This is a genomic window from Mucilaginibacter defluvii, assembly GCF_039543225.1.
Lineage (GTDB): Bacteria > Bacteroidota > Bacteroidia > Sphingobacteriales > Sphingobacteriaceae > Mucilaginibacter > Mucilaginibacter defluvii.
This window is the reverse complement of sequence record NZ_BAABJI010000001.1, coordinates 960337-986205: the sequence shown is the minus strand read 5'-3', so window position 1 is coordinate 986205 and position 25869 is coordinate 960337. Positions and strand designations below refer to the sequence as shown.

Sequence of the window (25869 nt, the reverse complement as noted above, 5' to 3'; positions counted from 1 at the left end):
GTATGAAGATACTGGTGATCCGCTTTAGCTCGATGGGCGATATTATTTATACCACTCCTGTTGTACGCTGCCTCAAAAAGCAATTGCCAAATGCCGAGATCCATTTTTTAACCAAGCCGGCATTCAAATACATCTACAACAATAACCCTTACCTGGATAAGCTACTGTTGTTAAAAGATACGCTGAGCGAAACCATCCGTGAGATAAAAGCCGAAAAGTACGATCATATTATTGATTTGCACAACAACCTGCGCACCGCCATTATTAAACTACGTACCGGCATACCGGCATCTACCTACAAAAAGCAGCGTTTACGTAAATGGCTTAGCCTAAAATTCAAATTGGACTTAGTGCCGCACACGCATTTGGTTGACCGCTACCTTGAAACCGTGACATTTTTAGGCGTAGTAAACGATGGGGAGCCTATCAACTACTACATAAACGGACAATACAGCTTAACGAATTTACTGCCTGCATCGCACCAAGACGGCTTTGTGGCCTTTATAATCGGGGCAACGCACTTTACCAAGCGGATGCCGAATTACAAAATCACCAATATTTGTAAGCAAATTAACCTGCCCATCGTACTATTGGGTGGTAATGATGTAGCCGCCAATGGGGATGAGATAAGCGCTGATGTCGGCAGCCGTGTCATCAACTTATGTGGCAAAACTACGCTTGATGAATCGGTTTTCCTGGTGTCGCAAGCTAAAAGTATTATCGGTTTTGATACCGGCCTTACCCATATTGCCGAGGCTTTTAACAAACCGATAGCCTCCATCTGGGGCGGAACCGTGCCGGAATTGTTGGGCGTACAACCCTACCAGGTTGATGAAACGCTGGTGGCCGGGATTGAACTCTCCTGTCGCCCCTGCTCAAAATTTGGCTTGCCCAAATGCCCACTGGGGCATTTTAAATGCATGAACGATATGCCCGAAGCGCCTATTGTTGATTTCGCCGATAAATAAACCGCTAATTCTGCCCACCAATTTTTAAAAAACAAAACTTTGCGCCGTCAGTTGAAATTAAATCATCTTGATTTAAAATATGAAAAAACTGCTGCTAATACGCCACGCGCAAGCTACCCACGAGGGTGGATATATTGATTTTGAACGCCCGCTTACCCCAAAAGGCATTCGCGAAGCCACTACGATGGCTGAGCGGGTTATGGCCAAAGGCATAAAACCGCAGTTATTGATATCGAGCCCGGCGTTACGTACCATGGGGACAGCCCATATTTTTACGGAACATTTATCTATCCATCAGCCGCAGACCAATAAAGATATTTACGATGCCACACCTAAAACACTGCTTGAAGTAGTTAGCAGGTTTACTGACGGCGCCAATTTTGTTGCTTTGGTTGGACATAACCCCGGCATCAGCGAAATACTGTACTACCTCACCGGCTCGCCGCAGCAAATGGATACTTCAGGAATCGCATTAATTGAACTGGATATTGAAAGTTGGGCCGAAGTTACCGAAGATGCAGGCAAACTGCTATTTTACGATGCGCCCTGATCAACCTAAACGGTAAACTTTACCGGGCAGCGAGGTAATAAAGCCCTGCATCTCCATATTCAGCAAAGCCATGGCCAGCTGGCTCATGGGCATGCCGGTTTTTATGGTCAGTTCATCAATGGCGAGCGTTTTATATTCCCGCAAAATATTTAAAATCAGTCGCTCATCATCGGGCAAATCGATAGGTAAAGCCAATTGCTCTTTCGGTTTAACGCTGTCGTTCTTCTCCCAACCCAGGCTGTAAGCCACATCAGCCATACAGGTAATTAATCCTGCCTTATTGTTACGTATCAAAAAGTTACATCCTTCTGAAAACTCGTCACCCAACCTGCCGGGAAAGGCATACACATCGCGGTTATAGGAGTTGGCAATTTCCGCGGTAATCAGCGCGCCGCCTTTTATGCTGGCTTCAACCACAATGGTAGCATCGGCCATACCGGCCACTATGCGGTTACGCGCCGGGAATTTCTCCCTGTCGGGCCGGGTGCCTGATGGATATTCGGTTAGTATGCCGCCCTGCTCAAGCATCTTTTCGGCCACCTGTTTGTTCTGGCTGGGGTATAGCCGGTCGTGTCCGTGCCCTAACACGCCTATGGTTGGCACATTTAAACGCAGGCACTCCTTATGCGCCGCTACGTCAATACCCAAGGCAAGCCCGCTTACTATCAGCACATTGTACTGCTGCAACTCTTCTATCAATTGTTTACAAAGCAGCTTACCGTAATCGGTAGCGTTGCGCGTTCCTACTATGCTGATTACGTGTTGGGTATTAAGGTTGGCCTTGCCCCTGCTATAAAGCAGCAAAGGCGCGTCCGGACAATTTTTCAACCGTTTCGGGTAGCGCGGATCGGTATATAAAAGCACATCAATATTATGCTTCTCCACAAACTTCGCTTCCGCTTCAGCCTTGCGCAGGGCTTCGGCAAAATTTAAGCCGGCTACCGTTTTCTCGCCGATGCCGGGCACCTTCATCAACCTTTTTTCGTTACCGGCAAACACCTTTTCGGCATCGCCAAAGTAGGCAACTATGGTTTTTGAAAGCGTAGCACCTATGTTTTTAAGGTTTGTAAGGGCAATTTGATGGAGTAGCGACATGGTTTTAAATCGACCGAAAATAAAAAATAGCGCTTAATCGTCCTAACTATTTTAGCATTTAAAATAAACTATAAAAATAGTTTGCAAACTACATATATAGTTATACATTTGTAACTATAAAAATAGTTTAGGTATAAATGACGAAGGAACTAACCAAGGCAGAAGAGCAAGTGATGCAGATACTATGGCAACTCAACGAGGGCATTGTAAAAGATGTACTCGAACGAATGCCCGAACCAAAGCCTGCATACAACACCGTATCAACTGTGGTGCGCGTGCTGGAGGGTAAGGGTTTTGTTGACCATAAGGCTTACGGCAACTCACACGTGTACTTTCCGCTAATAAGCGAGGATGATTACAAAAAATTCAGCCTCAATAAGATAGTTAACAATTATTTTGATAATTCCTATAAAAGCCTGGTGTCGTTCATTGCCGACGAAAAGAAACTCGGCATAAAGGAGTTGGATGAAATTGCTGAACTGATTGAAAAACTTAAAAATGAGAAGAAATGAACTGGCTGTATTACCTGCTCGAAGCCAACCTCTACCTGGCGATTTTTTACGCACTTTACCTGCTTTTGCTGCGTAACGAAACCTTTTATACCGCTAACCGCTGGTACCTGATCAGCACCAGCGTTATAGCCTTTTTGCTGCCCTTTATGCAGATTGGCTGGCTGAAACCTGCGGAAACAGCTGCCCAGGTGGTTAGCGTTGCCACAACACCAACGGTTGTCCCCACGATTAATTTTCAACAGGTTGCCCCGGTATCTAACCCGGTAGCAATTAACCTGGCAAACGTTTTATCAGGGATATATGTGCTGGGCGTGGTTATCGCGTTGGTGCTGTTCGGCATCAAGCTTTTTAAGCTTTACCGCATCATCAGCAACAGTAAAAAGATCAATTCCGTACATTGTGACCTTATTGAACTTGAGGACGAAAACACCGGCTTTTCATTCTTTAATTACCTGTTCATCGGTAAAAACCTGCATAACAGGCACACTATTATCGCGCACGAAATGGTGCATATCGGGCAAAAACACTCGGCAGATATTGTTTTTACTGAGTTGCTAAAGATGGTGAACTGGTTTAATCCGGTAGTTTACATGCTGCAAAACAGCCTGAAAACCGTACATGAGTACATTGCCGACGAGTTTACCGCTACCACCGAAACCGATAACATCACCTACTCTTCCTTCCTGCTTAACAGCGCCTATGGTTTGCAAGGCCCGGCGGCAACCAACTCGTTTTTCAATGCTAATCTTTTAAAAAACCGTATAGTTATGTTAAACAAACCACGTTCAGGTAGCGCAGCAAGGCTGAAATACCTGATGGCCATCCCAATCACGGCCGGAACATTGTGCCTATCAACACTTAGCTTTAGTAAGGATTATCCAACGTTTGATCTGTATAGCGGAGGTGAGGCAACAAAGGCAGAAATTAATCTTTTAACCACCGAGCTACATCAGGCTGATACCGGTTTGAGGATACCCGCGCCGACTGTTGTTAAAAACGATTTCACGGCCTTAACCACTTACCTTGGCAAGCACATAAAATTTCCCGCGTCAGAAATCAATAAAACAAAATTTGCGGGCCTGAGTGTAAGTTTTGATGTAGATAAAAGCGGTGGGGTTGGCGATGTAAGACTGTTAGCGCCGGCAAAAAATGTGTTTGGCAATGCCGCAGTAAGCGCTTTTCATAAATTTTCGGGTAAATTAAAGGTTGAACCTGGTACCTATATAATAGGCGTAAATTTTGTTACCCTCGCAAATGACTATGTGCGTTTTCGGAAATCATCCCTAACTAAAAATGCGAATTTTATATGCACCGTTACCATAACCGGGTTAACAAGCAAACAGGCTAAGGATTTAAACATTCGGGCACAACCCGGTACTCCGCCTAAAATTGAAAAAACTAAAGTTGCTCAGGTTGTAAAGCAGCAAGATGATTTCAGTGCTTTTTACGCTTACATTGCCAAGCATTCGCGCTACCCGAGGGTAGAATTAGAGAACAAAGTTACCGGCCGTACCCTTTTCAAATTAGTATTGAATGCTGATAACACGATAAAGGATGTGATTGTATTGCGTTCGCCAAACGAAGCGCTTTCAAAAGAGATTGCACGGGCCATTTTGACTTACAAAGATCCACTACCAGCGAAACCTAATGCCGACTATACCATACCTGTATCGTACCAGATCATGATGCCGGATGATAAAATATTTTTTGAGCCAAGTGGACCAAAGGACGCATCAAATGCTGATAAAAAGGAGTCTTTATATATAATAGAGAAATCAGATAAAACCAACTATTCCTTAAACGAAGTGGTTATTACAGCATATTATCCTAAAAGCTAAACCTTAACATATATCACCTGCTTGGTCTCAAAAAACTCCGCATCAAAGTAGTTTTTGAGATAGAATTGCTGAACGGTTAAACCCGACTCGGCAATTTCTTCGTTTAGGTCCCCCCCCTTTAAATACAGTATCCCGTTAGGCAAAACATTGCCCGATTGCTTGTTGAACTTACCCTTTACCCAGGGATAAAACTCCTTTAAACGCGTAACCGCGCGCGATACCACAAAATCAAATTTTTCATTGATCTGCTCGGCACGGGCATGTGTAGCTTGCAGGTTTTGCAAACCTAACGCAGCGGCAACTTCGGTTACCACCTTGATTTTTTTACCGATCGAATCGACCAAATGAAACCGCGTTTGCGGGAACATAATAGCTAAGGGCACACCCGGAAAACCGCCGCCGGTACCCACATCAAGCACCTTTTCGCCGGGTTTAAAGGCCATTACCTTGGCTATGCCTAAGGAGTGCAGCACGTGGCGCTCATACAATTGATCAATGTCCTTACGAGATATTACGTTGATCTGGTTATTCCAGTGCGTGTAAAGATCGGGCAGTTGTTCAAATTGTTTTAACTGCTCCGCAGTAATTTCAGGAAAGTATTTTAGTAGAATTTCAGATGTCATCCCGGTTGTAACGGTTAATAATATTACCCAGCAGATAGCGCGCCCTGAACAATTGTGCTTTAACAGTACCTAAAGGCAGGTCAAGCTGCTGGGCTATCTCCTCGTACGATAGTTCATCAAAATACCGCAGGGTAATAAGGTTTCGATAACGCAAAGGTAAGCCTTCAATCAGTTGTTTCAGCTCCTTAGTTTGCTGTTTTTTTATAGATGTTTCTTCCGGATTAAGCGTATCGGCTCTTATTTGCAGTGGTTTTTCCTCACCCTCTTCGTCCAGCATACCGTGGATAGACATGGTATTCAGCTTTTTTTTCCGTATAAAATCAATACAATTGTTAGTAGCCACCCTGAACAGCCAGGTGCTGAATGCGTAATCAGGCTGATATTTATCCAGTTTTTCAAAGGCTTTGGCAAAGGTTTCCACCATCAGGTCCATGGCGTCTTCCTTATTGTTCACCATCTTGAGGATCATGAAATAGATGGAATCCTTATAACGCACCATCAGATCAGCATAGGCTTTTTGGTCGCCCTGGCGAGCCTTTACAACTAAATGAAAATCGTTTTTGGCGTTCTCGGTGAAATTGGTGTTTATTTCCATTGGGTTGTTTTTATGAATGTCCCAATCAATCCGAATATGTTCAAATAAATGTAGTAAACAATGTCAAGGATTGGTAAATAAATCAACAAATCTTTTGCTTTTAAAGTTTTTAAAATTTTATTATAAATTAAAATTATTGTTAGCAAACGCAAAAAAAACATACCTGAAACCAGCAGCGGTTCCACCTTTAAAACTAACAAAACCGCCAGTAATATATAAAATAAAAAGCCGCTCATGGCATCCCAGCTCAACATTCGGCGATGTTTATTTTTATACAATTTACCTACCCCCATGTGCCGTTTTTTTTGCCGGTACCAGCCACTCATGGTAGTTTTAGATTGCGTGTACATAAACGCGTCGGGGTGTATCTCGATGATGGCATTATCAGGCGTGGCATTCTGGTTTACAAACAGATCATCATCGCCCGGCAATACGTGCATATGCGCCGCAAAGCCCTTATTGCTAAAAAACAAGGTTTTGGTATAAGCTAGGTTGCGGCCTATGCCCATGTAAGCATCGCCGCGCAGGGCGGCTGAGAGGTAGCTAATAGCGGTTTTCACCGTTTCAAACCGGGTGAAGGTATTTATAAAGCCCCCTGTTTTGGTATAAGGCGAATAGCCTAAAACTATCTGCGCACCTGTTGTAAAATTAAGCGCCATACGGGCAACCCAATCGTCAGTCGCGGGAGTACAATCGGCATCAGTAAACAATAAATGTTCGTTTTTAGCCGCTTTTATACCTAAGGTGAGCGCGAATTTTTTACCCGTTTTAAATCGTACGTGTTCAGTTATGGTAACTACTTTAAGGTGTTTGTACCGGTTTTGCAGCTCGAGTAGTAGCAAATCCGACTCATCAACCGAGCAATCGTTAACCACCACTACCTCAAAATCAGGATAGTTTTGCTCTAATATAAGCGGTAAATTATATTTAAGGTTATCATACTCATTACGTGCGCTGATGATTACAGAAACCGGGATATTTGCTGGTTGCAATTGCTCCAGCGGCTTGTATGCCGCGAGTTTGCTGTGATATCCTACCAAATAAAAAAGCTGACTGATGAAGCAGATCTGAAAAAATAACAGCAGCGCGTCGAGTAAATACGTTTCCAACCGAAAAATTTATAGCTGCAAAGTTGTTAAAATCAGCCGAAATAAGGCCTATGTCAAGCTAAAAATAAACAAATATTTAGTATACAGTTATTTGTTAATTTTGCATTCTTATAATGAAATTCACTTTAGCAGCACAAGATAAGTTTTCGAAAGCCCGGGCGGGCGAGATAACTACCGATCACGGCACCATACAAACCCCCATTTTTATGCCTGTGGGCACCGCGGGTACTGTAAAAGCCGTACATCAGCGCGAACTGGCTGATGATATTAAAGCACAAATTATATTAGGTAACACTTACCATTTATACCTGCGGCCGGGTCTCAATACTATTGAACAGGCAGGTGGTTTACACAAGTTTAACGGCTGGGAAAAGCCCATTTTAACTGATAGCGGCGGCTACCAGGTGTATTCGCTTACTGATGTACGTAAAATAAAGGAGGAAGGGGTTACCTTCCGCTCGCATGTGGATGGCTCAAAACACCTGTTTACGCCTGAGAATGTGATGGACATTCAGCGCATTATTGGGGCCGATATTATTATGGCTTTTGATGAGTGTACGCCGTACCCCTGCGATTACCGCTATGCCAAAAACTCTATAGAGATGACGCACCGCTGGCTTAAACGCTGCTGCGACCGCTTTGATAGCACTGAGCCTAAATATGGGTACAACCAAACATTGTTTCCGATAGTGCAGGGCTCGGTATATAAAGATCTACGTGTACGCTCAGCCGAGGTTATCGCCTCATTTGAGCGTGAAGGCAACGCTATAGGCGGCCTTTCAGTAGGTGAACCGGCCGAGGAAATGTATGCCATGACAGAAATTGTATGCGATATATTACCGCAGCAAAAACCACGTTATTTAATGGGCGTAGGTACACCGGTTAACATACTCGAAAACATTGCCTTGGGCGTAGATATGTTTGATTGTGTAATGCCTACGCGCAATGCCCGCAATGGCATGCTTTTCACAAAAAACGGCATCATAAATATTAAGAACGAGAAGTGGAAGAACGACTTTACGCCTATTGAGGCAGATAGCGACCTGTTTGCCGATACGGCTTACAGCAAGGCCTATTTAAGGCACCTCATCCACTCGGGCGAAATGCTGGGCGCGCAGATAGCATCATTGCATAACCTGCACTTTTATTTATGGCTGGTTGGGCAGGCGCGTGAACGCATTATTGTAGGTGATTTTTACGACTGGAAGAATAAAATGGTTAAAACCCTGGGGCAACGTTTATAAACTGTGAAGAAAATCATCAGGAAATATTTACCGGTAATTGACCGGTATATCATCGGCAAATACCTGGGCACTTTTGCCTTTACGCTGATGATTTTTGTGGTTATTACGGTAGTGTTCGATATCTCCGAGCACATTGATAATTTCCTGCAATCAGGCAGTTCTGTGTATGAAATCGCTACCGATTATTACGGCGGTTTCATTCCGTTTTACATGAACATGCTGTCACCGCTGATCAACTTTCTGGCGGTAATTTTCTTTACCGCGAAGATGGCCAACCAGACCGAAATTGTACCGATACTGAGCAGCCGGGCCAGCTTTAACCGCTTTTTAAGGCCTTATTTTATATCGGCTACAGTTGTATTCATCATATCGTTTTATGCCAACGTTTACCTCATCCCGTATACCAATAAGCTCAAAATTACCTTTGAGAACGAGAACGGTTTTAACGGCAATGGCGACCCTACTCGCAGCGATGTACACATGCAGATTGACAAGAATACGTATGTGTACCTGCAGAATTTTGATAAGACCATCAACACCGGTTATACCTTTATAATGGAAAAGTATGATGGCGATAAACTGCGCGAAAAGCTCACGTCAGACCGTATTACATACGACTCCTTAAAACGCCGCTGGAGCATCATGAGCCCGGATATAAGGTATGTAAACGGACTGAAGGAAACCCGCATCAGGAATGCCCCGCAGAAGGATACGGTACTGGAAATGCATCCCTCTGATTTTATTAAAATAGATAACGAATATACCGCCATGCCCATGGCCGAACTTAACGCTACTATTGAAAAAGAGAAGCTGCGCCGGCCTGAATTTTTGCCCGCTATTTACTACGAAAAGTACCGGCGTTTTGTATATCCGCTATCTACCTACGTGCTCACTTTAATGGGTGTTTCCCTTTCGTCTCGAAAGGTACGCGGGGGTATCGGCCTGCCTTTGGGTATCGGTATTTTCCTGTGTTTCGCCTACATCGTGGTTGATAAATTCGCTACCGTTTTTGCCATTCAGGGTGGCGTACCGCCGCTGATTTCGGTGTTTATACCGAATGCTTTGTTCGGCGTTTTAGGCTATTATTTATTGCTGAAAGCACCCAAATAAAAATGATAAAAAACACCCCGGAAACGGCCTCAAAAACCGCCCTGAACCGCAACCTTTTGATACTGCATTTCACGGTTTTTATATGGGGATTTACGGGCATTTTGGGCGCGCTGATTTCGGTACCGGCCATACAATTGGTATGGTACCGGGTGGTGATAGCGGTGGTATCATTATTCCTATATTTTAAATTCAGCCGCACCGATTTTAAGGTGAGTAAACGCTCATTTTTGGCACTCATCTTCACCGGCGCCCTGGTTGGCGGGCACTGGATTCTATTCTTCGCCGCCATCAAATTATCTACCGTTTCGGTAACACTGGTATGCCTTTCATCAATCACTTTGTTCACTGCCGTTATTGAACCTTTGGTAAGTAAAAAGGCCATCTCAAAGCTTGAAATACTGGCCGGGCTACTCATCACAACCGGGATAATTTTGATTTTTAAATTTGAATTTAAATACACTAAGGGTATTATCACAGCACTTATAAGCGCCCTACTTGCCAGTCTTTTTTCCATCATAAACTCGAAGCAGGCGCAGAAATTACATGCCCCGGTGATTGCTTTTTACGAGCTGGGCGGCGCCGTTTTATGGATCAGCATGTATCTTTTTTTCACCGGTGGCTTCAACAAATACATGCAGTTGAGCGTGCCGGATGCGGGCTATCTTTTGCTCCTGGGCACCGTTTGCACAGCCCTGGCATACGTTGCCGGCGTGTCTGTAATGCGCGAACTATCGGCATTCAAAGTCGCGCTTATAACCAACCTTGAGCCGGTCTACGGTATCATCATGGCGGCACTTTTTTTTGGCGACATGAAGAAGATGACACCCGGATTCTGGGCAGGAGCGATCATCATTCTGTCCACTATTTTTTTGTTTCCTGTAGCCCAGAAACAGATCGCTAAACGCCGTATCAAACGTTAATTTTTTCTGCCTGATTCAATCCCACACCTATCGGGTAGGGGATTTTCACAGCCTTGGTTTAAGGCCGTTTTTAAGCCTTTTAAGCCACTCTAATTTTTCGAGGCATTCTGGTCCAATTTAATCATTTCTCGCACGCACAGCAAAAATCAAAATTCAAGATAGTGTATAAAGATTCGGTCAATGCTTTTTGGATTAGATCACTATATATGTCGATTATTTTAAAATAAAAAATCAAAATTCATTTAAAGTAAAACACAATAAAGGTTAAAAATCAGATACTTATAAAGTTTATATAATTTATCTATTTATTAATTCCAATTTAAAACCAACATTGAAATACTAAATAAATTAGCAATTATTTAAAAAGGCAAATTTTTAACGTAACAATAACGTGATATTCAGTACATTAAAATATACTATCTAAATAATAATTTCCTAAAAAGTTTTTATGAATGATTACAACGATAGTGTATTGAACACCTGAATGAAGAATTGTCGAAAAAACGCGCAGTAGTATAGTTTGTATACAGCCGCAGTGTTTTTAATAGAAAATTGCGCAGGAATATGGCCTTTATTATGGCTTACTTGGCAAGGCAGATGTACGCTCAAAATCATCCCGCGCGGGTAATCACCATCTACTGTTTACTATGTTGCAAACACCTTGCCAAACATTCGCACAATTTTTATCCGCCGGCTTTTAGGGAGAGAATTTGGTGGCGTGGGTTATTGTATTTAAACAAAGACTGTAATACCTATAATTAATAGTAGCGCGACAAAACAAGCGTTTAATAAAAACACATAAAATGCGGATATTGGTTATATACATAAACTCGCATAACATGAGCATCAAAACTATCGTGGCGATTATGATCGCCGTACTACTTACCATCGTTATTATGCAAAACCGGGACGAGGTTCCGTTTAATATTTTATTCACTTCCATGTATGCATCAAAACTGGTGGTGATGGCAAGCGTTGCTGTAGCCGCATTTGTTGTGGGAGTGATAGTAGGCCGGCCAAAAAAACAGAAGTATGATATTGAACAATATCATGACACCATGTATAACAAAAACAAAACCGATACACTAAGCGATGAAGATCGCGATTACATCAGCTAACTACTATGGACAAAAAGATCGCATTTATAGGCCTCGGAAATTTAGGTATACCGATGGCAAAAAACCTGATAGCCGCCGGTTATCATTTACAAGTTTACAACCGCACGGCTTCTAAAGCCGGCGAGCTGGAGCAGGCATCAATAACCACTTGCAGCACCCCTGCGCAGGCTGCCGAAGGGGTTGATTTTGTCATTACCATTTTGGCCGACGACGCGGTGGTAACGGAGATAGTGACCGGCACCGACGGCATTTTAAAGACGATGCAAAAAGGCGCGCTGCACATTTCCATGAGCACCATTTCGCCGCAAACATCAGAGCAGCTTTTGGCCCTGCATAGAGAGGCCGGAACAGGCTATCTGGCCGCCCCTGTTTTTGGTAGGCCTGAGGCCGCTGCCGCGAAGAAATTATGGATATGTGTTTCGGGCGAAACGGATGTTAAAAAATCAGCCGAGGATATGCTGAATGCCATGGGTCAGGGCATCATTGATTTTGGCGAATCCACGGGCGGCGCCAACGTGGTAAAACTTACCGGCAACTTCATGATCATGGCCGCGCTGGAGACGATGGCGGAGGCCTACACCATTGCTGAAAAAAACGGATTGAACCGCCAGCAGGTAGCCGACTTTTTTAGCTCCACACTTTTTGCCTGCCCCATATTTCAGAACTACGGAAAATTCATCGCCGCCAAAAATTATGACCCCGTTGCATTCAAGGCCAAACTGGGCTATAAGGACGCGCGGCTGGCGCTGGCATTAACGCAAAAAAGCGAGGTACCGGCACCGCTGGTATCACTGGTAAATACCCGCCTGCTTACCCAGGTAGCCAAAGGCAAAGGCGACAGCAGCGACTGGATTGCGGCGTTTGGCGAAGGAGTGTCTGAAGATGCGGGAGTGTGACCCCTATCACCCCTCCCCAGGGATCACCCAACCCTCCCCGAGGGGGAGGGCTTTTTATTTATATACTTTAAAGCCCTCTCCGGGTGGAGAGAGTTGAGTGAGGTGATACACCTGATTATCTTTCTCCAACATTCCTAAATCAGGCGTCTCTTCAAATATACCGAAAACAGAGGCTCCACTGCCGCTCATACTGGCGTATAATGCGCCGGCTTCGTACAGGCTTGCTTTTACGCCACGTATGACGGGATGATTTTTGAATATCGACTCCTCAAAATCGTTTTTGATATGCCGCCGCCATTCGGCTACCGGCAATTGTACCAGCTCCTGCAATGATGCTTTCGAACGTTTCGGTCGCACACCACGGTAAGCCTCCCCTGTTGATACATGGGCGGGCGGCATCACCAAAACAATTTTATAGTCCGACAGATCGAGCTGTACGGGTTTAAATACATCGCCCTTCTCGTGGGCGTATACCGGCTTATTCTGGATAAAGAAAGCACAGTCGGCACCGAGCTGCCGGGCATAGCCCTCCATTTGCTCAATAGTTAAATTCAGACCAAACTGCTCATCGAGCAATTTGATAAAAAAAGCAGCATCAGCGGAGCCACCGCCAAGGCCCGCACCTATTGGAATATTTTTGTGCAGATGAATGCTAACCGGCGGCAGGTCGTAATCTTTTTTGATGAGATGATAGCCCTTAACACAAAGGTTATCCTCTACCCTGCCGGGAATGCCGATGCCTGATGCCTCGAATGTTAATTCACCTGCTTCTATAATTTCCAACGCGTCTTTTATCCAGATAGGGTAAAAAACGGTTTCGAGGTTGTGGTAACCATCAGGCCGGCGTTCGGTAATATTGAGGCCAATGTTTATTTTTGCATTCGGAAAATTGATCATAGAAAAAGATTAACAACGGCGGTATAGTTACTCACAACCGTAGGTTTCCAAAAATAGATTATTTTTATTTGCAGCAAACGCCATTACGGCCAGCAACCCATAAAACAATGAAACAGTATTTAGACCTGATGCGCCATGTGATAGCGAACGGAACCCAGAAGCACGACCGCACAGGCACGGGCACCATCAGCGTTTTTGGCTACCAGATGCGTTTTAACTTACAGGAAGGCTTCCCGATGGTGACCACCAAGAAGCTGCACCTTAAATCGATCATCCACGAATTGATATGGTTTTTGCAGGGCGACACCAACATTAAATATTTAAAAGATAACGGCGTACGCATTTGGGATGAGTGGGCCGATGCCGATGGCAACCTGGGGCCGGTTTACGGGCACCAGTGGCGCTCGTGGCCTACGCCGGATGGCGGGCATATCGACCAGATCAGCCAGATCATCGATCAGATCAAAAAAAATCCTGATTCGCGCCGCATCATCGTTTCGGCATGGAACGTGGCCGAGGTAAACAAAATGGCATTGCCACCCTGCCATACCCTGTTCCAGTTTTATGTAGCCGATGGCAAACTATCGTGCCAGTTGTACCAGCGCAGTGCCGATATATTTTTGGGCGTGCCGTTCAACATCGCGTCATACGCGCTGCTTACTATGATGGTGGCTCAGGTATGCGGCCTGCAACCCGGTGATTTTATCCACACCTTTGGCGATGCCCATATTTACAATAATCACCTGGAGCAGGTAAACCTGCAGCTCAGTCGCGAGCCCAGGCCGCTGCCTACCATGCGCATAAACCCCGCTGTGAGCAATATTTTTGATTTTAAGTACGAAGACTTCACGCTGGAGAATTATGACCCGCATCCGCACATTAAAGGAGTAGTAGCGGTTTAGTCAGTGGATTTGTGTAAATTTGAAATTATGAGCATTGCCGAATTAAAAGAGGAGATACACAAGGCTGTTGAAAAACTGCCTGAGCGAGATTTGAAGGAACTGCTTGATCTGATCAATAAAAAGCAATACTGGGATGATGATGCTCTTGATGCCCACGTGGACGCTATAATTTCAGAAAACAAAGAGTTGCTCCGAAAATTAGCGCAATGATCAGTTTTCAATCCGCTGTCCGTATTCACAACAGGCTGATCGACGAATTTGGCGGAAGCAAAGGTGTTCGCGAAGACAGCCTGCTTGAATCGGCATTAAGCCGTCCGTTTGCAACATTTGATGGCATCGATCTGTACCCTACCGCTATTGACAAAGCCGCGGCTATTTTTGAAAGCCTCATTATCAATCATCCTTTTATGGATGGCAACAAACGTATTGCCTATGTGATGATGGAAATCCTACTGCGCTTAGACGGCTTATATCTTCATCCATCTGAAACCGAAAAATATAAGTTTGTGATCAGTGCGAGCACAGGTGAAACCCGTTTTGATGAAATCAAAAAATGGATAGTAGCCAACACCCAAACAATTTCGAAATAAATGACTACATCCATCATAGTTGCCATAGCGCAAAACTACGCCATTGGTAAAAACAACCAGTTGCTCTGGCATCTGCCTAACGACTTAAAGCACTTTAAGAACACTACCAGCGGCCATACGGTCATCATGGGCCGTAAAACTTTTGATTCCGTAGGCAAACCGCTGCCTAAGCGCCGTAACATTGTCATCACCCGGCAAAACATCAGCATTGAGGGTTGCGAGGTAGTTAACAGCCTTGAGAGGGCGTTAACTATATGCGCCGGTGAAGATGAAGTGTTTATTGTTGGCGGGGCGGAAATTTACAAACAGGCCATGCCGGTAACAGATAAAATATATCTCACCATTGTTCATCACGATTTTGAAGGCGATACTTTTTTCCCGGAAATAGACTATAGTGAATGGGTAGAAACCGCGCGGACCAACTACGAGGCTGACGAAAAACATGCCTACGCCTACTCCATTTTCACACTTGAAAAGCGCTAACAACCGGCTATTTATTTTGTTTTAATTTAAAATTCCTCGCTGTAGAAATTTTATTAGATTTGCCGTCTTATTAAAAAAAGTTATAAAAGACTAAATTATAATATATTCAATAGTTATACTTCTTCACGATGCAAGGTAAAGGGATCATCAAATTTTTTGCAATAGTACTGGCGCTGATCAGTTTCTATTACTTTTCACTAACACTGGTTGCACAGAAGGTTGAGGGCGACGCAAGGGAATACGCCAAAGGCAACGCTGATAAAGAAAAAGCCTACCTCGACTCGATTGAAATGGAACCGGTTTATCCGCTGTTCAACCACACATACCAGTATTGCAAAGCTCATGAGCTGGCACTCGGTCTTGACCTTAAAGGCGGCATGAACGTTACCATGCAGGTATCGTTGCGTGAGCTTGTAAAAAAGCTGGGCAACAACAATCCTGACCCTGCATTTAACCAGGCCTTAACCAATGCCGAAAAAGCGCAGGTAACCAGCCAGAAGGATTACATTACCCTTTTTGTTGAGGAGTATGAGAAATTGAACCCAAGCGGTAAGCTTGCCACTATCTTCTCTACACAAGATAATCAGGCTAACCTGAAATTTAATGCGAGCAATGACCAGGTAAAAACTTACCTGCAGGATCAGGCTAACGCGGCCGTTAAGCAATCGTACACGGTATTAAATACCCGTATCGACCAGTTTGGCGTTGCGCAGCCTAACATCCAGTTGCAGCAAGGTACTAACCGTATCCTGATCGAGCTACCTGGTGTTAAAGATCCGGAGCGTGTACGTAAACTGTTACAGGGTACCGCCAAATTAGAATTCTACAAAACGTTCGATAATCAGGAAGTCTACCCTATCCTGACCAACATTGATAAGTTACTTGCTGCTAAAAACAAAACAGCTTCAGCAACTACTGCTGACACCGCTAAAGCTGCCCCTGCCGCTAAAGATACTGCCGGTAAAAACAACGGATCGTTATTAGGCAAACTGGGCAAAGGTGCAGGTAAAGACAGCGCTGCGGCCGGCAACAAATTAAAACAACAAAACGCTAACCCGTTATTCGCCGTGCTTACCCCGGCGGTTTATCAAGGCCAAAACGGTATGCAGTTAATGCCTGGCCCTGCGGTGGGTATAGCCAAACTGCAGGATACAGCCAAGGTAAACGACATGCTGAGAACAGCTGAAGCAAAAAGCGTAACACCTAACAATATTAAATTCCTGTGGGATGTAAAACCACGTACTGATACTAAAGATAAAGCATTCACGCTTTATGCCATCAAATTATCAGGCGCTGAAAACGGCCCTGTATTAACGGGTGACGTAATTACTGACGCGAAAGCTGACGTTGACGAAAAAGGCCGCCCTGACGTTCAGATGATCATGAACTCAAGCGGTGCACAAGCCTGGAAAAACATTACTGCCGAAGCTGCGCCATCAAAAGCAGCTATCGCCATTGTATTGGATGACAATGTTTACTCTGCCCCTAACGTACAGAACGAGATTTCAGGCGGTGTATCATCCATCTCAGGTAACTTTACCCAGGAAGATACAAAAGACTTAGCTAACGTGTTAAAAGCAGGCCGTTTGCCTGCCCCTGCCCGCATTGTTAATGATGCTGTGGTTGGCCCGTCATTAGGTCAGGAAGCTATCAGCGCAGGTTTACTGTCATGCGTACTTGGCTTTGTTGTAGTACTGGTATTTATGGTGGTATACTACAACCGCGCAGGTAGCGTAGCGGTAGTTGCTGTATTAATCAACGTTGTATTCCTGATGGGTGTGCTCATCAGCATGGGCGCCGTGTTAACCCTGCCTGGTATCGCCGGTATCGTGCTAACCCTGGGTATAGCGGTGGATGCCAACGTACTGGTTTATGAACGTGTACGTGAGGAAATGGCCGAAGGCAAATCATTAAAACAAGCTATCAGCGACGGTTTTAAACATGCCCTGTCATCAATCCTTGATGCTAACATCAGTACTTTCTTAACAGCTTTCATCCTGTTAGTCTTCGGTTCGGGCCCTATAAAAGGTTTCGCCAGCACGCTGATGATTGGTATCGTAACTTCATTATTCTGTTCGTTATTGATCTCGAGATTAATATTTGAGTGGATGCTTGAAAAAGGCTGGGATATTAAGTTTTCACACGCCTGGAGCTCACACACTTTTAAAAATGCTAACTACGCGTTTGTTAAAAACCGTTTCAAATTCTACGCTTTCTCTGGTCTGTTCATTGCTGCCGGTATCGTATCAATCGTAACCCGCGGCTTCAACTACGGCGTGGATTTCCAGGGTGGCCATAACTACATCGTTCAGTTTAAGGATTCAAAAATTGACGCTGAACAAACCCGTGAGGCCGTTACCAAATACTTGGGTGTTGGTAAGGCAGAGGTTAAAACTTTTGGTGAAGACAAACTGAGCATCACCACCAACTACCTGCTTGAAGATAAATCAGAAGACGCGGATGCTAAAGTAGAAAGCGCGTTAAATAAGGGCTTAAAAGAGGTATCGCCTAACTATACCATAGTTGGCCGTACCAAGGTTGACCCTACCATATCAAACGACCTTAAAACTTCGGCCAGCTTAACCGTTATATTTGCTATACTGGTTATCGCGGCTTATATCCTGATCAGGTTCCGTAAATGGCAGTATAGCCTGGGTGCATTGGTTGCTACCGTGCACGATGCCTTGCTGGTAATGTCATTCTTCTCCCTGTTTAAGGATGCGCTACCGTTCTCGTTGGATATTGATCAGGCGTTTATCGCGGCTATCCTGACCGTTATTGGCTACTCCATTAACGATACCGTGGTTGTGTTTGACCGTATACGTGAGTACCTGAAATTCCATAACAACAAAGGTGAGGGTACTGAAGTGGTTATCAACAACGCGATAAACAGCACCTTAAGCCGTACCATAATTACTTCACTTACGGTACTGTTTGTATTGATCGTATTGTTTATCTTTGGCGGCGACGTAATCAGAGGGTTCTCTTTCGCCCTGCTTATCGGTATCACATTTGGTACATACTCGTCCATCTGTGTGGCAACGCCGGTAATCATTGACTTTGGGAAAAAAGGTCTTAAATAAAATATGACAAAATTTAAGAAAGCCCCAAAGAACATTTGGGGCTTTTTTGTTTTATACATACAGCAAACTATTTAATTAAAATATATACATACCATAACACATGGATTTCGAAAATTCTAAATTTCCATTAGTAGTAATTGTAGGCGGAGGCTTTGGCGGCATTGAGGTAGCCAAAAAGCTGAAGAACAAGCCGGTTAACGTATTAATGCTCGATAAAAACAACTACCATGGCTTTTGGCCGCTGCTTTACCAGGTGGCTATGGGTAGTTTGGAGTGCGAATCCATTGCCTTTTCTATCCGTAAAAAATTTGACGATCAAAAAAACTTCCGCTTCCGTATTGCCGAGGTAAAATCGATCAATAAAGAGAATAACTTTGTTGAAACCAGCATCGGCGATATTAATTACGATTACCTGGTAATTGCCACCGGATCAACCACCAACTTTTTTGGCAACAAAGATATTGAGCGTTTTGCCATGCCGATGAAAACCATCCCTGAGGCGCTTAACATACGTTACCTGATATTGCAAAACCTGGAGGCCGCTGTATTGCAGCCATCAAAAGAAGCACGTGAGCCTTACCTGAACTTTGTACTGGTGGGTGCCGGCCCTACAGGCGTGGAACTTGCCGGATCATTAGCCGAGATACGCAACCACATACTGACCAAGGATTACCCGGAGTTGCGTAAGGAAGAAATGAAAGTTTATCTGGTTGACTTTTTGCCGAAGGTGCTGGGACCGATGTCAGAAGAAGCATCAAAAGCTGCTGAGAAAGCCTTGCGCGGTATGGGTGTAGAGTTGTTATTAGGCACTAAGGTTGAAAGCTACGATGGCGAGGTAATTAATTTTGAGGGTGGTAAAAGCATCAAAACCAAAAGCGTGATTTGGTCCGCAGGTGTAATGGGCCAGGTACCGGGCGGTATTGAAAAGGAAAATGTGGTACGCGGTAACCGTATTAAGACCAACGCCATCAGCCAAATTGAAGGCAGCACCAATATCTTCGCCATTGGCGACGTTGCAGCCAGCATTACCGAGGCTACACCAAACGGGCACCCGGGTGTTGCGCAGGTGGCTATGCAGCAGGGTGTTAAAGTTGCCGAAAACATCCTGAACATTATTGAAGGCAAACCAACCGAGCCGTTCAAATACTTCGACAAAGGCTCCATGGCCACCATTGGCCGTAACAAAGCGGTTGCTGATATCGGCAAGATCAGGATGAGCGGATTTTTTGCCTGGATGACCTGGATGTTCATCCACCTGATATCACTGATGGGCGGCCGTAACCGTTGGGTGGTATTTATTAACTGGGTAGCCAGCTACGTAAGTTACAACGGTGGTAACAGGCTCATCATCCGTAAATTTATTAAAGAAAAGGCCGACGCGCAAAACAACGCCGTTACTAAGGCCGACCAATAATAAAAATGATTGCCCACGATAAAGGCTCCTGTAACAGGAGCCTTTATCGTTTAGTTGCTATTGATAATAGCTTGCACCTGCCCTATCCAATCACTATCCGGGCTCAAGTACCTGTCGGGTTTAACGCCAATATCTTCGTATTGCAGGTAATTTCCATCATCGCGCATATCGGTAAGGTACAGTTTGTACTTGCCGCTGGGCGTGGTTTCCGTTTTGCCGTAATTGCTGCCGTAAGTAAGCATTCCCTTGGTATCGGCACCCAACACGGTAATGTTTTTACGACCTTTTAATTTTAACGTGAATTGCTCGGCGTTACTTACTGTAAAGTAATTAGTAAGCACATATACCTGCGCCTTTTTGCTGTGTTTGACGATCAGGTCAAGATATTTTTTTGATGATTTCCAGCCCCCACCGCCGTTGTTACGAATGTCGACCAAAAGGCGAGGCGCGTTAACCAGCGTTTTAACGCTATCATAAAACCGTTGCGATTCTACCAACGATTTGTTGTTGGTTGAAAAACTCCCCAAACGCAGGTACTGGGTTTGAGCATCTATATTTTTAAGCTGATAGTTAGGCGTACCGGCGGGTATACTGGTATAATCTGTCTCGCCCGGAAACTTGGTCCATACATAATACAGGTTGAGCGTATTGCTAACATACTTTATACGATGATTGTATTCAAATATCTTGTATACCGGGTTAACGCATACCCCTTCAAAATTACCGGGCGATACCTCATTGATAATAGCAGCAAGCTGCCCCCGCTGCCAAATACGTTGCTTGGCCGACAGCACCACAGCCACCAGGCTATCATGCTTAATGGTGCGATAGATCCCTGCTTTTAAAAAATCACCCAAGTAGTAAATTCCCTCAACATCATTACGGGGTTTGCCGGTCAATGCTTTTTCGAGTGAATCTACATTCATATTGGTTTTAGGAAAGAATTTAAACTCGTTTGAATTTAGGTAAGTACTTACATAAGTACTATCAGCTATTTTTAACTGATCAACATTATTATTACTCCATTGGTAAAAACCCAAATGATTATCCTTTAACGCCTGTACAAGACGTGTTAGCAAATAAAATTCATCAAGTGATGATTCGGGCTGTTGCGCCTGTAACGACTGATACAGCGCTTCATATCGCTTTTTGTTTTCACTTTTTATTTGATCCTTATAGGAAGGCGTGGTTTTAAGAGCCAAGTATACTGCATCCAGATCAGCCCGGTAGGTTGATACCGTTTGTGACGACGCACTATACGCGCACAGCAATGCCAATAAAATTGTGTAAAGGTTTTTCATAACGGTATTGACTGTAAGGCAGCCAAATGGATTAACGGGAGCAGCAATTACCTGCTGCCCTTAAATACCATTTTATAATGCTGAATACCAGCTTCCTCAAACTCTGGCCCTTCGGCTACAAATCCAAATTTGCCGTATAAACCCATTGCCTGTACCTGGGCATTCAGGTAAATATAATCCGCATCGGCAGGCAGATCATTGAGTACAGCTTGCACTACGGCTTGCGCCACACCTTTGCCCCGGTACTGCTTTAGCACGGCAAAACGTTCCAGCTTATAGCCATTCTCGGTTTTGCGCCAGCGCGCGGCACCGGCAGGTTCACCATTTACTGTAGCCAAAAAATGTGTCGATTCCTCCTCATTCTCCCACTCCAGTTCGGGCGGGCAATTCTGTTCACCCACAAACACCTCACGCCTGATGGCAAACACCTTTTCCAGATCCTCAGCGGCGCTAACTTTATTTGTTTTTATTTCGATACTATCCATTCTTCAAAAATAAACTTTATGGCTTACCTGTAAAGGCATCCATTATTTTCATCAAGGTAACGGCCTCGTCGATGGTGCAAGGGTTGGGCACTTCATCTTTAAAATAACGTACTATATCCGCTATCATGGGCTGCTGTATATGCTCCGGGTGTACAAACTCCTCGGTGTTATGCTGCCGTTCGCTGTGCCATTTAATGTAATTGCCAAAGCAGGCAAAGGTAATGCGGCCACGGGTGCCTACAATCTCAATGCTATCCACCTGCTCCTCATCACCCACATTAAAACACCAGGAGCCGTTGAACACGATATTGTTTTTAAACAGGATGGTACCGCAAACATGGTCGTCGGCCGGTGTAGCGGCGGCTTGGTTAAGCGAGTAACCCGAATACGTTTCAGGCTCGCCAAAATAATACAACATCAAATCCAGCTGGTGCGGCGCCAGGTCATGAAAATATCCCCCACCCGAAAGCTCCGGGTTAACCCGCCAGTTATCGGCCACTTTGGCCACCAGCGCCGGTTTGCGGCTTTGCCACATACGTAACTGTAGGGTGCGTACCTCGCCTACCACACCTTCATCCAGTAGCTGTTTTATACGCAAAAACAGGGGCACCCGGCGGCGGTAATGGGCAACCACCAGTTTACCGTTGGCGCTTTTAACCGCATCGGCAATAGCCTCTGCTTCGGCGGCGTTTAGCGTTACCGGCTTTTCAACATATACCTTGTGGCCTTTTTTAAGCGCCTCCAAAGCGTATGGCAAATGCGATGATGGCGGCGTAGCAATATAAACCGCGTTGATTTCAGGGTCATCCAAAAGCTCACCGGCATCGCTGTACCATTTAGGTACGCCGTGCCTGCGCGCATAATCCTCAGCCTTGGCGGCATCACGGCGCATTACGGCGGCCAGCCTGCTATTGGGCACCTTGTTAAACGCCGGACCGCTCTTTTTTTCGGTTACATCGCCGCAACCTATAATTCCCCAAACAATGGTTTCCATATATCTCCAAATATAGCACGTGCGTGTTGGCAACGTGTTTACAGTTTCAATCTTTTTCGGCTTCTAAAACAGCTTTGGCTTTTTGCAGATTGGCGCGTTCGGCATCTGGCAACTCCGGGTACTGCAGGTTAAGCGCCGTAAGCGTTTGGAGCACGATGGTGGAGATGGCTATACGCGTAAACCATTTTTTATCCGCCGGTACTACGTACCATGGACAATCATCCGTAGCCGTTTCGGTTATCGCCTGCTCGTAAGCCTTCATGTAATCGTCCCAGCGTTCACGTTCGTAAATATCGCCGTAGGCAAATTTCCAGTTTTTATCGGGCTCGGCTATGCGTTTTAAAAAGCGTTCCTTTTGTTCTTTTTTAGAGAGATGTAGGAAAAATTTTATCACAACCGTTCCGTTAGCCGTTAAATGTTTCTCGAAATGGCGGATGCTTTTATAACGCTGCTTCCAAAAATCATCACCAATATCCTTCACATTATTTATACCAGGTAGCTTTTCATTCAGTACATTTTCCGGGTGAACCTTTGATACCAGCACATTTTCGTAATGCGAGCGGTTGTGTATACCGATTCGCCCCCGCTCGGGCAGTGCCTTATAGTGCCGCCACAAAAAATCGTGATCCAGCTCCTCGGTGCTGGGCTGTTTAAAGCTGTACACCTGGCAGCCCTGCGGGTTAAGGCCCGACATGGTGTGCGCTATAGCGCTATCCTTACCGGCAGCGTCCATTGCCTGGAAGATGATGAGCAATGATTGGCTGTTAGCCGCGTATAATTCTGTTTGCTTGCGCGATATCTGTGCAATAATATCTTTTAGCACGGCTTCGGCATCGGCCTTTACATAATCGCCGGTATAGTCGGTACTGTAGTCCGCCAGTGAGAATTTACTGCCGTTCGTCACCTTAAATATTTCTGTCAGGTTTTTCATAGATGTTTTTAAACCTTATATAATGACGGCGGGGCTTATATAGTTTTAAATATTTGGCAGGGCAGCTTTAACGCTTGTACAATTACGCTACCTTTGCCCTAAAAATTAATTTGTACTCAAAGGATCAAGCTTCACAAATAAGGCAGGCATTCTGGACGGCTTTCGGCCAGTACATAGCGCCCCAGCCATCTGCCGACGGATTAAAAATTAACTGGATAAACTATAAAACGGGCATCAGGCACTTGTTTTTTAAGATGAGTACCGATAACCGTTCGGCCACTATTGCCGTTGAGTTTTCGCATCCCGACGCTGATATACGTGCCCTTTTTTACGAGCAGTTTTTAGAATTCAAGCGTTTATTTACCGGCCAGCTGCAGGAAGAATGGGACTGGCAGCCTGATCACATGGACCTGTATGGCAAACACACTACCCGCATCAGCAAAACGGTGCACAACGTAAGCATCTTCCGTAGGGATGACTGGCCGGCACTTATTTCATTCTTTAAACCCCGCATCATCATGTTAGATGAATTTTGGAGCACAGCGCAATACAGTTTTGAGCTATTTAAGTAAGCACTTACGTAATAAATACGTAACCACTTACTTAATTTAATTTCTTGTCACTTTTTTGTATTCAGTTCATCCATCAGGGCATAGCGTTTTGCCGTATCATCCGGCTTGGCTATGGTTTCAGCAGAGAGCACCTGTATGGGTGGCTTGCCGCTCTTTACCTCGTTCCATACGGGTAAACCCTTACCGTTAGGGTTACCGGTCTTGATAAAATTAGCGAAGTAGTCCTGCGTAATTTGTGATGCCTTATAGTCGCCAGGCGTCCACTTAAAAGCTTTAATAAGCGGCAGGTTGCCCAGCGAATATTCAATATCCGAAGCATGGGGTGCACCGATCAGCACTTGGGTTGTGTCAGGGCGTTTTTGCGAAAAAAGGTAGCGGTACACATTCATTTTGCTCGACTTGCTGTGCATATCTATAATTTTCCATGTACTATAAGCGATGAACCTGTCTGAGGCAAGCTGTGTAGCCGCCAGCTTAGCTTCATTATCACTGGTTGCAGGGTAGGCATCCAAAATCTTATCTGCATTACCGGGATACAGGGTTTGCACCGCATCCTTAAAAATAAATAAGGTAGGTGGATGATTACCTAACAAACCCTGGTAACCCACCTCAGCGGATGTCCATCCGGCAAGCAATGGCACATTCATTTGTTTACCGGCGGCAAAGGTAGCCTCAGGTTTCTCGGTTAAGAAATAGCCATCAATAATGTGCGCAAAGCGTGTGTTTGCAGATAGTTCAAGCAATTTATCAGCAGATAGCTTACGCAGATCAGCCAAAGTGTTAGCCCCGGCAGTGGTTGCGAATTTTACGCCCGTTTGCTCCGCCTGCTCGCGCGGCATAGGTGACAAATTACCCAGTATAGCGCCGCTTTGGCAGATAGCACCATTGAACAAACCTTTTGATAACGGCGATGCCATTTGCGCGCTCACCGACATAGACCCCGCCGATTCACCCGCTATAGTGACCTTTGACGGATCTCCGCCGAACGCAGCGATATTCTTTTTAACCCACTCCAAAGCGGCGTGCTGATCCAGCAAACCATAATTGCCCGAGGCGTGATTAGGCGACTCCGCTGTTAGTTCAGGATGTGCCATAAAGCCGAAAACGCCCAGGCGGTAGTTCACGGTAATACTCACTATGCCTTTTTTTGCCATGCTTTCGCCATCGTAACGCAGTTCGGAGCCATCGCCGGCCATAAAGCCGCCACCGTAAAAGTAAACCAGCACCGGCAGTTTTTCATTGCCTTTTTTAGCTGGAGTCCACAAGTTGAGGTACAGGCAGTCCTCGCTTTTACCATCACTTCGAAAAACCATATCGCTAAAGATGAAACGCTGCATAGCTTGCGGACCAAATTTATCAGCCTTGCGTGCACCTGTCCAGTTTTTGGGGGCTTGTGGCGCTTTCCAGCGCAGATCGCCAACCGGGGGTTGCGCGAAAGGAATACCTTTGTACGAGCGTATGCCGCTGGCTTCAGTAACACCTTCAAGCAATCCGTTAGCGGTTTTTACCTGCGGATTTTGAGCAAATGCAGGCACCATGCCGATCATCAGCAGGAAAAAAAATATGTTTTTCATCAGGAGATTATAATTGATATACAATGCTATGCATTATACGCAAGAACTGCAAACCTTGCAGTATA

At 44.9% G+C, this 25869-nt stretch carries 26 protein-coding genes; 16 read left to right on the top strand and 10 right to left on the bottom strand.

Going from position 1 to position 25869, the window contains the following annotated elements; all coding sequences use genetic code 11:
• The first annotated feature begins 2 nt into the window (after positions 1-2).
• Both ABD960_RS04455 and ABD960_RS04450 read left to right on the top strand, forming a co-directional pair.
• The gene (locus ABD960_RS04455) at positions 3-968 is read left to right on the top strand and encodes a glycosyltransferase family 9 protein (protein WP_345329700.1); all 966 of its coding nucleotides are present in this window, start codon (positions 3-5) and stop codon (positions 966-968) included.
• 79 nt (positions 969-1047) lie between these two features.
• Positions 1048-1518: a SixA phosphatase family protein gene (locus tag ABD960_RS04450; protein WP_345329699.1), complete on the top strand. Its 471-nt coding sequence runs from the start codon at positions 1048-1050 to the stop codon at positions 1516-1518.
• On the opposite strand, the gene dprA is transcribed toward ABD960_RS04450, so the two are convergent.
• On the bottom strand, positions 1519-2613 hold the full coding sequence (gene dprA, locus ABD960_RS04445; RefSeq protein ID WP_345329698.1) for a DNA-processing protein DprA: 1095 nt from the start codon (positions 2611-2613) through the stop codon (positions 1519-1521).
• A gap of 137 nt (positions 2614-2750) precedes the next feature.
• Here dprA and ABD960_RS04440 point away from each other — a divergent pair, with 137 nt between their 5' ends.
• Entirely contained in the window at positions 2751-3125 is a 375-nt protein-coding gene (locus ABD960_RS04440; protein WP_345329697.1) for a BlaI/MecI/CopY family transcriptional regulator, read from the top strand.
• Positions 3122-4963 (top strand): M56 family metallopeptidase, encoded by a 1842-nt coding sequence (locus ABD960_RS04435; RefSeq protein ID WP_345329696.1) that lies wholly within the window; start codon positions 3122-3124, stop codon positions 4961-4963. The genes ABD960_RS04440 and ABD960_RS04435 overlap by 4 nt, the downstream gene beginning before the upstream one ends.
• Here the strand turns inward: ABD960_RS04435 and rsmG are convergent.
• The 3 genes from rsmG to ABD960_RS04420 are packed head-to-tail and all read right to left on the bottom strand — an operon-like array spanning position 4960 to position 7290.
• A complete protein-coding gene (gene rsmG / locus ABD960_RS04430; protein WP_345329695.1) occupies positions 4960-5586 on the bottom strand; it encodes a 16S rRNA (guanine(527)-N(7))-methyltransferase RsmG in 627 nt (208 codons plus the stop codon). The two genes, ABD960_RS04435 and rsmG, sit on opposite strands and share 4 nt — an antisense overlap.
• Complete coding sequence (locus ABD960_RS04425) at positions 5576-6181, bottom strand: RNA polymerase sigma factor (protein ID WP_345329694.1); 606 nt, start codon at positions 6179-6181, stop codon at positions 5576-5578. Before ABD960_RS04425 ends, rsmG begins: the two co-directional genes overlap by 11 nt.
• Complete coding sequence (locus ABD960_RS04420; RefSeq protein ID WP_345329693.1) at positions 6172-7290, bottom strand: glycosyltransferase; 1119 nt, start codon at positions 7288-7290, stop codon at positions 6172-6174. The genes ABD960_RS04425 and ABD960_RS04420 overlap by 10 nt, the downstream gene beginning before the upstream one ends.
• A gap of 113 nt (positions 7291-7403) precedes the next feature.
• Between ABD960_RS04420 and tgt the strand changes: the two genes are divergently transcribed.
• The 5 genes from tgt (at position 7404) to ABD960_RS04395 (ending at position 12578) form a co-directional block, all read left to right on the top strand.
• On the top strand, positions 7404-8534 hold the full coding sequence (gene tgt / locus ABD960_RS04415) for a tRNA guanosine(34) transglycosylase Tgt (RefSeq protein ID WP_345329692.1): 1131 nt from the start codon (positions 7404-7406) through the stop codon (positions 8532-8534).
• A 3-nt stretch (positions 8535-8537) separates the two neighbouring features.
• Positions 8538-9644: an LptF/LptG family permease gene (locus ABD960_RS04410; RefSeq protein WP_345329691.1), complete on the top strand. Its 1107-nt coding sequence runs from the start codon at positions 8538-8540 to the stop codon at positions 9642-9644.
• 2 nt (positions 9645-9646) lie between these two features.
• Complete coding sequence (locus ABD960_RS04405; protein ID WP_345329690.1) at positions 9647-10564, top strand: DMT family transporter; 918 nt, start codon at positions 9647-9649, stop codon at positions 10562-10564.
• 839 nt (positions 10565-11403) lie between these two features.
• Positions 11404-11682 (top strand): hypothetical protein, encoded by a 279-nt coding sequence (locus ABD960_RS04400; RefSeq protein WP_345329689.1) that lies wholly within the window; start codon positions 11404-11406, stop codon positions 11680-11682.
• A gap of 5 nt (positions 11683-11687) precedes the next feature.
• A complete protein-coding gene (locus ABD960_RS04395; protein WP_345329688.1) occupies positions 11688-12578 on the top strand; it encodes an NAD(P)-dependent oxidoreductase in 891 nt (296 codons plus the stop codon).
• A 54-nt stretch (positions 12579-12632) separates the two neighbouring features.
• On the opposite strand, the gene ispE is transcribed toward ABD960_RS04395, so the two are convergent.
• Entirely contained in the window at positions 12633-13475 is an 843-nt protein-coding gene (gene ispE / locus ABD960_RS04390; RefSeq protein WP_345329687.1) for a 4-(cytidine 5'-diphospho)-2-C-methyl-D-erythritol kinase, read from the bottom strand.
• A 107-nt stretch (positions 13476-13582) separates the two neighbouring features.
• Between ispE and ABD960_RS04385 the strand changes: the two genes are divergently transcribed.
• From ABD960_RS04385 to ABD960_RS04360, 6 genes are all read left to right on the top strand, one after another.
• Positions 13583-14377, top strand: a complete 795-nt coding sequence (locus tag ABD960_RS04385) for a thymidylate synthase (RefSeq protein WP_345329686.1) — start codon at positions 13583-13585, stop codon at positions 14375-14377.
• A gap of 27 nt (positions 14378-14404) precedes the next feature.
• Positions 14405-14587: a hypothetical protein gene (locus ABD960_RS04380; protein WP_345329685.1), complete on the top strand. Its 183-nt coding sequence runs from the start codon at positions 14405-14407 to the stop codon at positions 14585-14587.
• Complete coding sequence (locus ABD960_RS04375) at positions 14584-14967, top strand: type II toxin-antitoxin system death-on-curing family toxin (protein WP_345329684.1); 384 nt, start codon at positions 14584-14586, stop codon at positions 14965-14967. Before ABD960_RS04380 ends, ABD960_RS04375 begins: the two co-directional genes overlap by 4 nt.
• Complete coding sequence (locus tag ABD960_RS04370; protein ID WP_345329683.1) at positions 14968-15450, top strand: dihydrofolate reductase; 483 nt, start codon at positions 14968-14970, stop codon at positions 15448-15450.
• A 128-nt stretch (positions 15451-15578) separates the two neighbouring features.
• Positions 15579-18533, top strand: a complete 2955-nt coding sequence (gene secDF, locus ABD960_RS04365; RefSeq protein WP_345329682.1) for a protein translocase subunit SecDF — start codon at positions 15579-15581, stop codon at positions 18531-18533.
• Between the two features lie 100 nt (positions 18534-18633).
• The gene (locus tag ABD960_RS04360; protein ID WP_345329681.1) at positions 18634-19947 is read left to right on the top strand and encodes an NAD(P)/FAD-dependent oxidoreductase; all 1314 of its coding nucleotides are present in this window, start codon (positions 18634-18636) and stop codon (positions 19945-19947) included.
• A 50-nt stretch (positions 19948-19997) separates the two neighbouring features.
• Here the strand turns inward: ABD960_RS04360 and ABD960_RS04355 are convergent, their stop codons facing one another.
• From ABD960_RS04355 to ABD960_RS04340, 4 genes are read right to left on the bottom strand one after another with little or no spacing between them, the layout of a single operon-like run.
• Positions 19998-21248 carry a S41 family peptidase gene (locus ABD960_RS04355; RefSeq protein ID WP_345329680.1) on the bottom strand — a complete coding sequence of 417 codons (1251 nt, stop codon included), beginning with the start codon at positions 21246-21248 and terminating at the stop codon, positions 19998-20000.
• Positions 21249-21295: 47 nt separating this feature from the next.
• Positions 21296-21733 carry a GNAT family N-acetyltransferase gene (locus ABD960_RS04350; RefSeq protein ID WP_345329679.1) on the bottom strand — a complete coding sequence of 146 codons (438 nt, stop codon included), beginning with the start codon at positions 21731-21733 and terminating at the stop codon, positions 21296-21298.
• Between the two features lie 16 nt (positions 21734-21749).
• Positions 21750-22727, bottom strand: a complete 978-nt coding sequence (locus tag ABD960_RS04345) for a Gfo/Idh/MocA family protein (protein WP_345329678.1) — start codon at positions 22725-22727, stop codon at positions 21750-21752.
• 46 nt (positions 22728-22773) lie between these two features.
• Positions 22774-23658, bottom strand: coding sequence for a polyphosphate kinase 2 family protein (locus ABD960_RS04340; RefSeq protein ID WP_345329677.1), 885 nt, complete (start codon positions 23656-23658; stop codon positions 22774-22776).
• A gap of 110 nt (positions 23659-23768) precedes the next feature.
• On the opposite strand from ABD960_RS04340, the gene ABD960_RS04335 reads away from it, so the two are divergent.
• Positions 23769-24230 carry a DUF4268 domain-containing protein gene (locus ABD960_RS04335; RefSeq protein ID WP_345329676.1) on the top strand — a complete coding sequence of 154 codons (462 nt, stop codon included), beginning with the start codon at positions 23769-23771 and terminating at the stop codon, positions 24228-24230.
• A 47-nt stretch (positions 24231-24277) separates the two neighbouring features.
• On the opposite strand, the gene ABD960_RS04330 is transcribed toward ABD960_RS04335, so the two are convergent.
• Positions 24278-25804: a carboxylesterase/lipase family protein gene (locus ABD960_RS04330; protein ID WP_345329675.1), complete on the bottom strand. Its 1527-nt coding sequence runs from the start codon at positions 25802-25804 to the stop codon at positions 24278-24280.
• Between the last annotated feature and the right edge of the window lie 65 nt (positions 25805-25869).

Coding starts and splice junctions, on each gene's coding strand:
- ABD960_RS04345 (WP_345329678.1), bottom strand. CDS start 22,727: ATGGAAACCATTGTTTGGGGAATTATAGGTTGCGGCGATGTAACCGAA.
- ABD960_RS04400 (WP_345329689.1), top strand. CDS start 11,404: ATGAGCATCAAAACTATCGTGGCGATTATGATCGCCGTACTACTTACC.
- ABD960_RS04350 (WP_345329679.1), bottom strand. CDS start 21,733: ATGGATAGTATCGAAATAAAAACAAATAAAGTTAGCGCCGCTGAGGAT.
- ABD960_RS04370 (WP_345329683.1), top strand. CDS start 14,968: ATGACTACATCCATCATAGTTGCCATAGCGCAAAACTACGCCATTGGT.
- rsmG (WP_345329695.1), bottom strand. CDS start 5,586: ATGACATCTGAAATTCTACTAAAATACTTTCCTGAAATTACTGCGGAG.
- ABD960_RS04360 (WP_345329681.1), top strand. CDS start 18,634: ATGGATTTCGAAAATTCTAAATTTCCATTAGTAGTAATTGTAGGCGGA.
- ABD960_RS04355 (WP_345329680.1), bottom strand. CDS start 21,248: ATGAAAAACCTTTACACAATTTTATTGGCATTGCTGTGCGCGTATAGT.
- ABD960_RS04440 (WP_345329697.1), top strand. CDS start 2,751: ATGACGAAGGAACTAACCAAGGCAGAAGAGCAAGTGATGCAGATACTA.
- ABD960_RS04395 (WP_345329688.1), top strand. CDS start 11,688: ATGGACAAAAAGATCGCATTTATAGGCCTCGGAAATTTAGGTATACCG.
- ispE (WP_345329687.1), bottom strand. CDS start 13,475: ATGATCAATTTTCCGAATGCAAAAATAAACATTGGCCTCAATATTACC.
- tgt (WP_345329692.1), top strand. CDS start 7,404: ATGAAATTCACTTTAGCAGCACAAGATAAGTTTTCGAAAGCCCGGGCG.
- ABD960_RS04380 (WP_345329685.1), top strand. CDS start 14,405: ATGAGCATTGCCGAATTAAAAGAGGAGATACACAAGGCTGTTGAAAAA.
- ABD960_RS04330 (WP_345329675.1), bottom strand. CDS start 25,804: ATGAAAAACATATTTTTTTTCCTGCTGATGATCGGCATGGTGCCTGCA.
- ABD960_RS04435 (WP_345329696.1), top strand. CDS start 3,122: ATGAACTGGCTGTATTACCTGCTCGAAGCCAACCTCTACCTGGCGATT.
- ABD960_RS04340 (WP_345329677.1), bottom strand. CDS start 23,658: ATGAAAAACCTGACAGAAATATTTAAGGTGACGAACGGCAGTAAATTC.
- ABD960_RS04450 (WP_345329699.1), top strand. CDS start 1,048: ATGAAAAAACTGCTGCTAATACGCCACGCGCAAGCTACCCACGAGGGT.
- ABD960_RS04455 (WP_345329700.1), top strand. CDS start 3: ATGAAGATACTGGTGATCCGCTTTAGCTCGATGGGCGATATTATTTAT.
- ABD960_RS04375 (WP_345329684.1), top strand. CDS start 14,584: ATGATCAGTTTTCAATCCGCTGTCCGTATTCACAACAGGCTGATCGAC.
- ABD960_RS04425 (WP_345329694.1), bottom strand. CDS start 6,181: ATGGAAATAAACACCAATTTCACCGAGAACGCCAAAAACGATTTTCAT.
- ABD960_RS04405 (WP_345329690.1), top strand. CDS start 9,647: ATGATAAAAAACACCCCGGAAACGGCCTCAAAAACCGCCCTGAACCGC.
- secDF (WP_345329682.1), top strand. CDS start 15,579: ATGCAAGGTAAAGGGATCATCAAATTTTTTGCAATAGTACTGGCGCTG.
- ABD960_RS04385 (WP_345329686.1), top strand. CDS start 13,583: ATGAAACAGTATTTAGACCTGATGCGCCATGTGATAGCGAACGGAACC.
- dprA (WP_345329698.1), bottom strand. CDS start 2,613: ATGTCGCTACTCCATCAAATTGCCCTTACAAACCTTAAAAACATAGGT.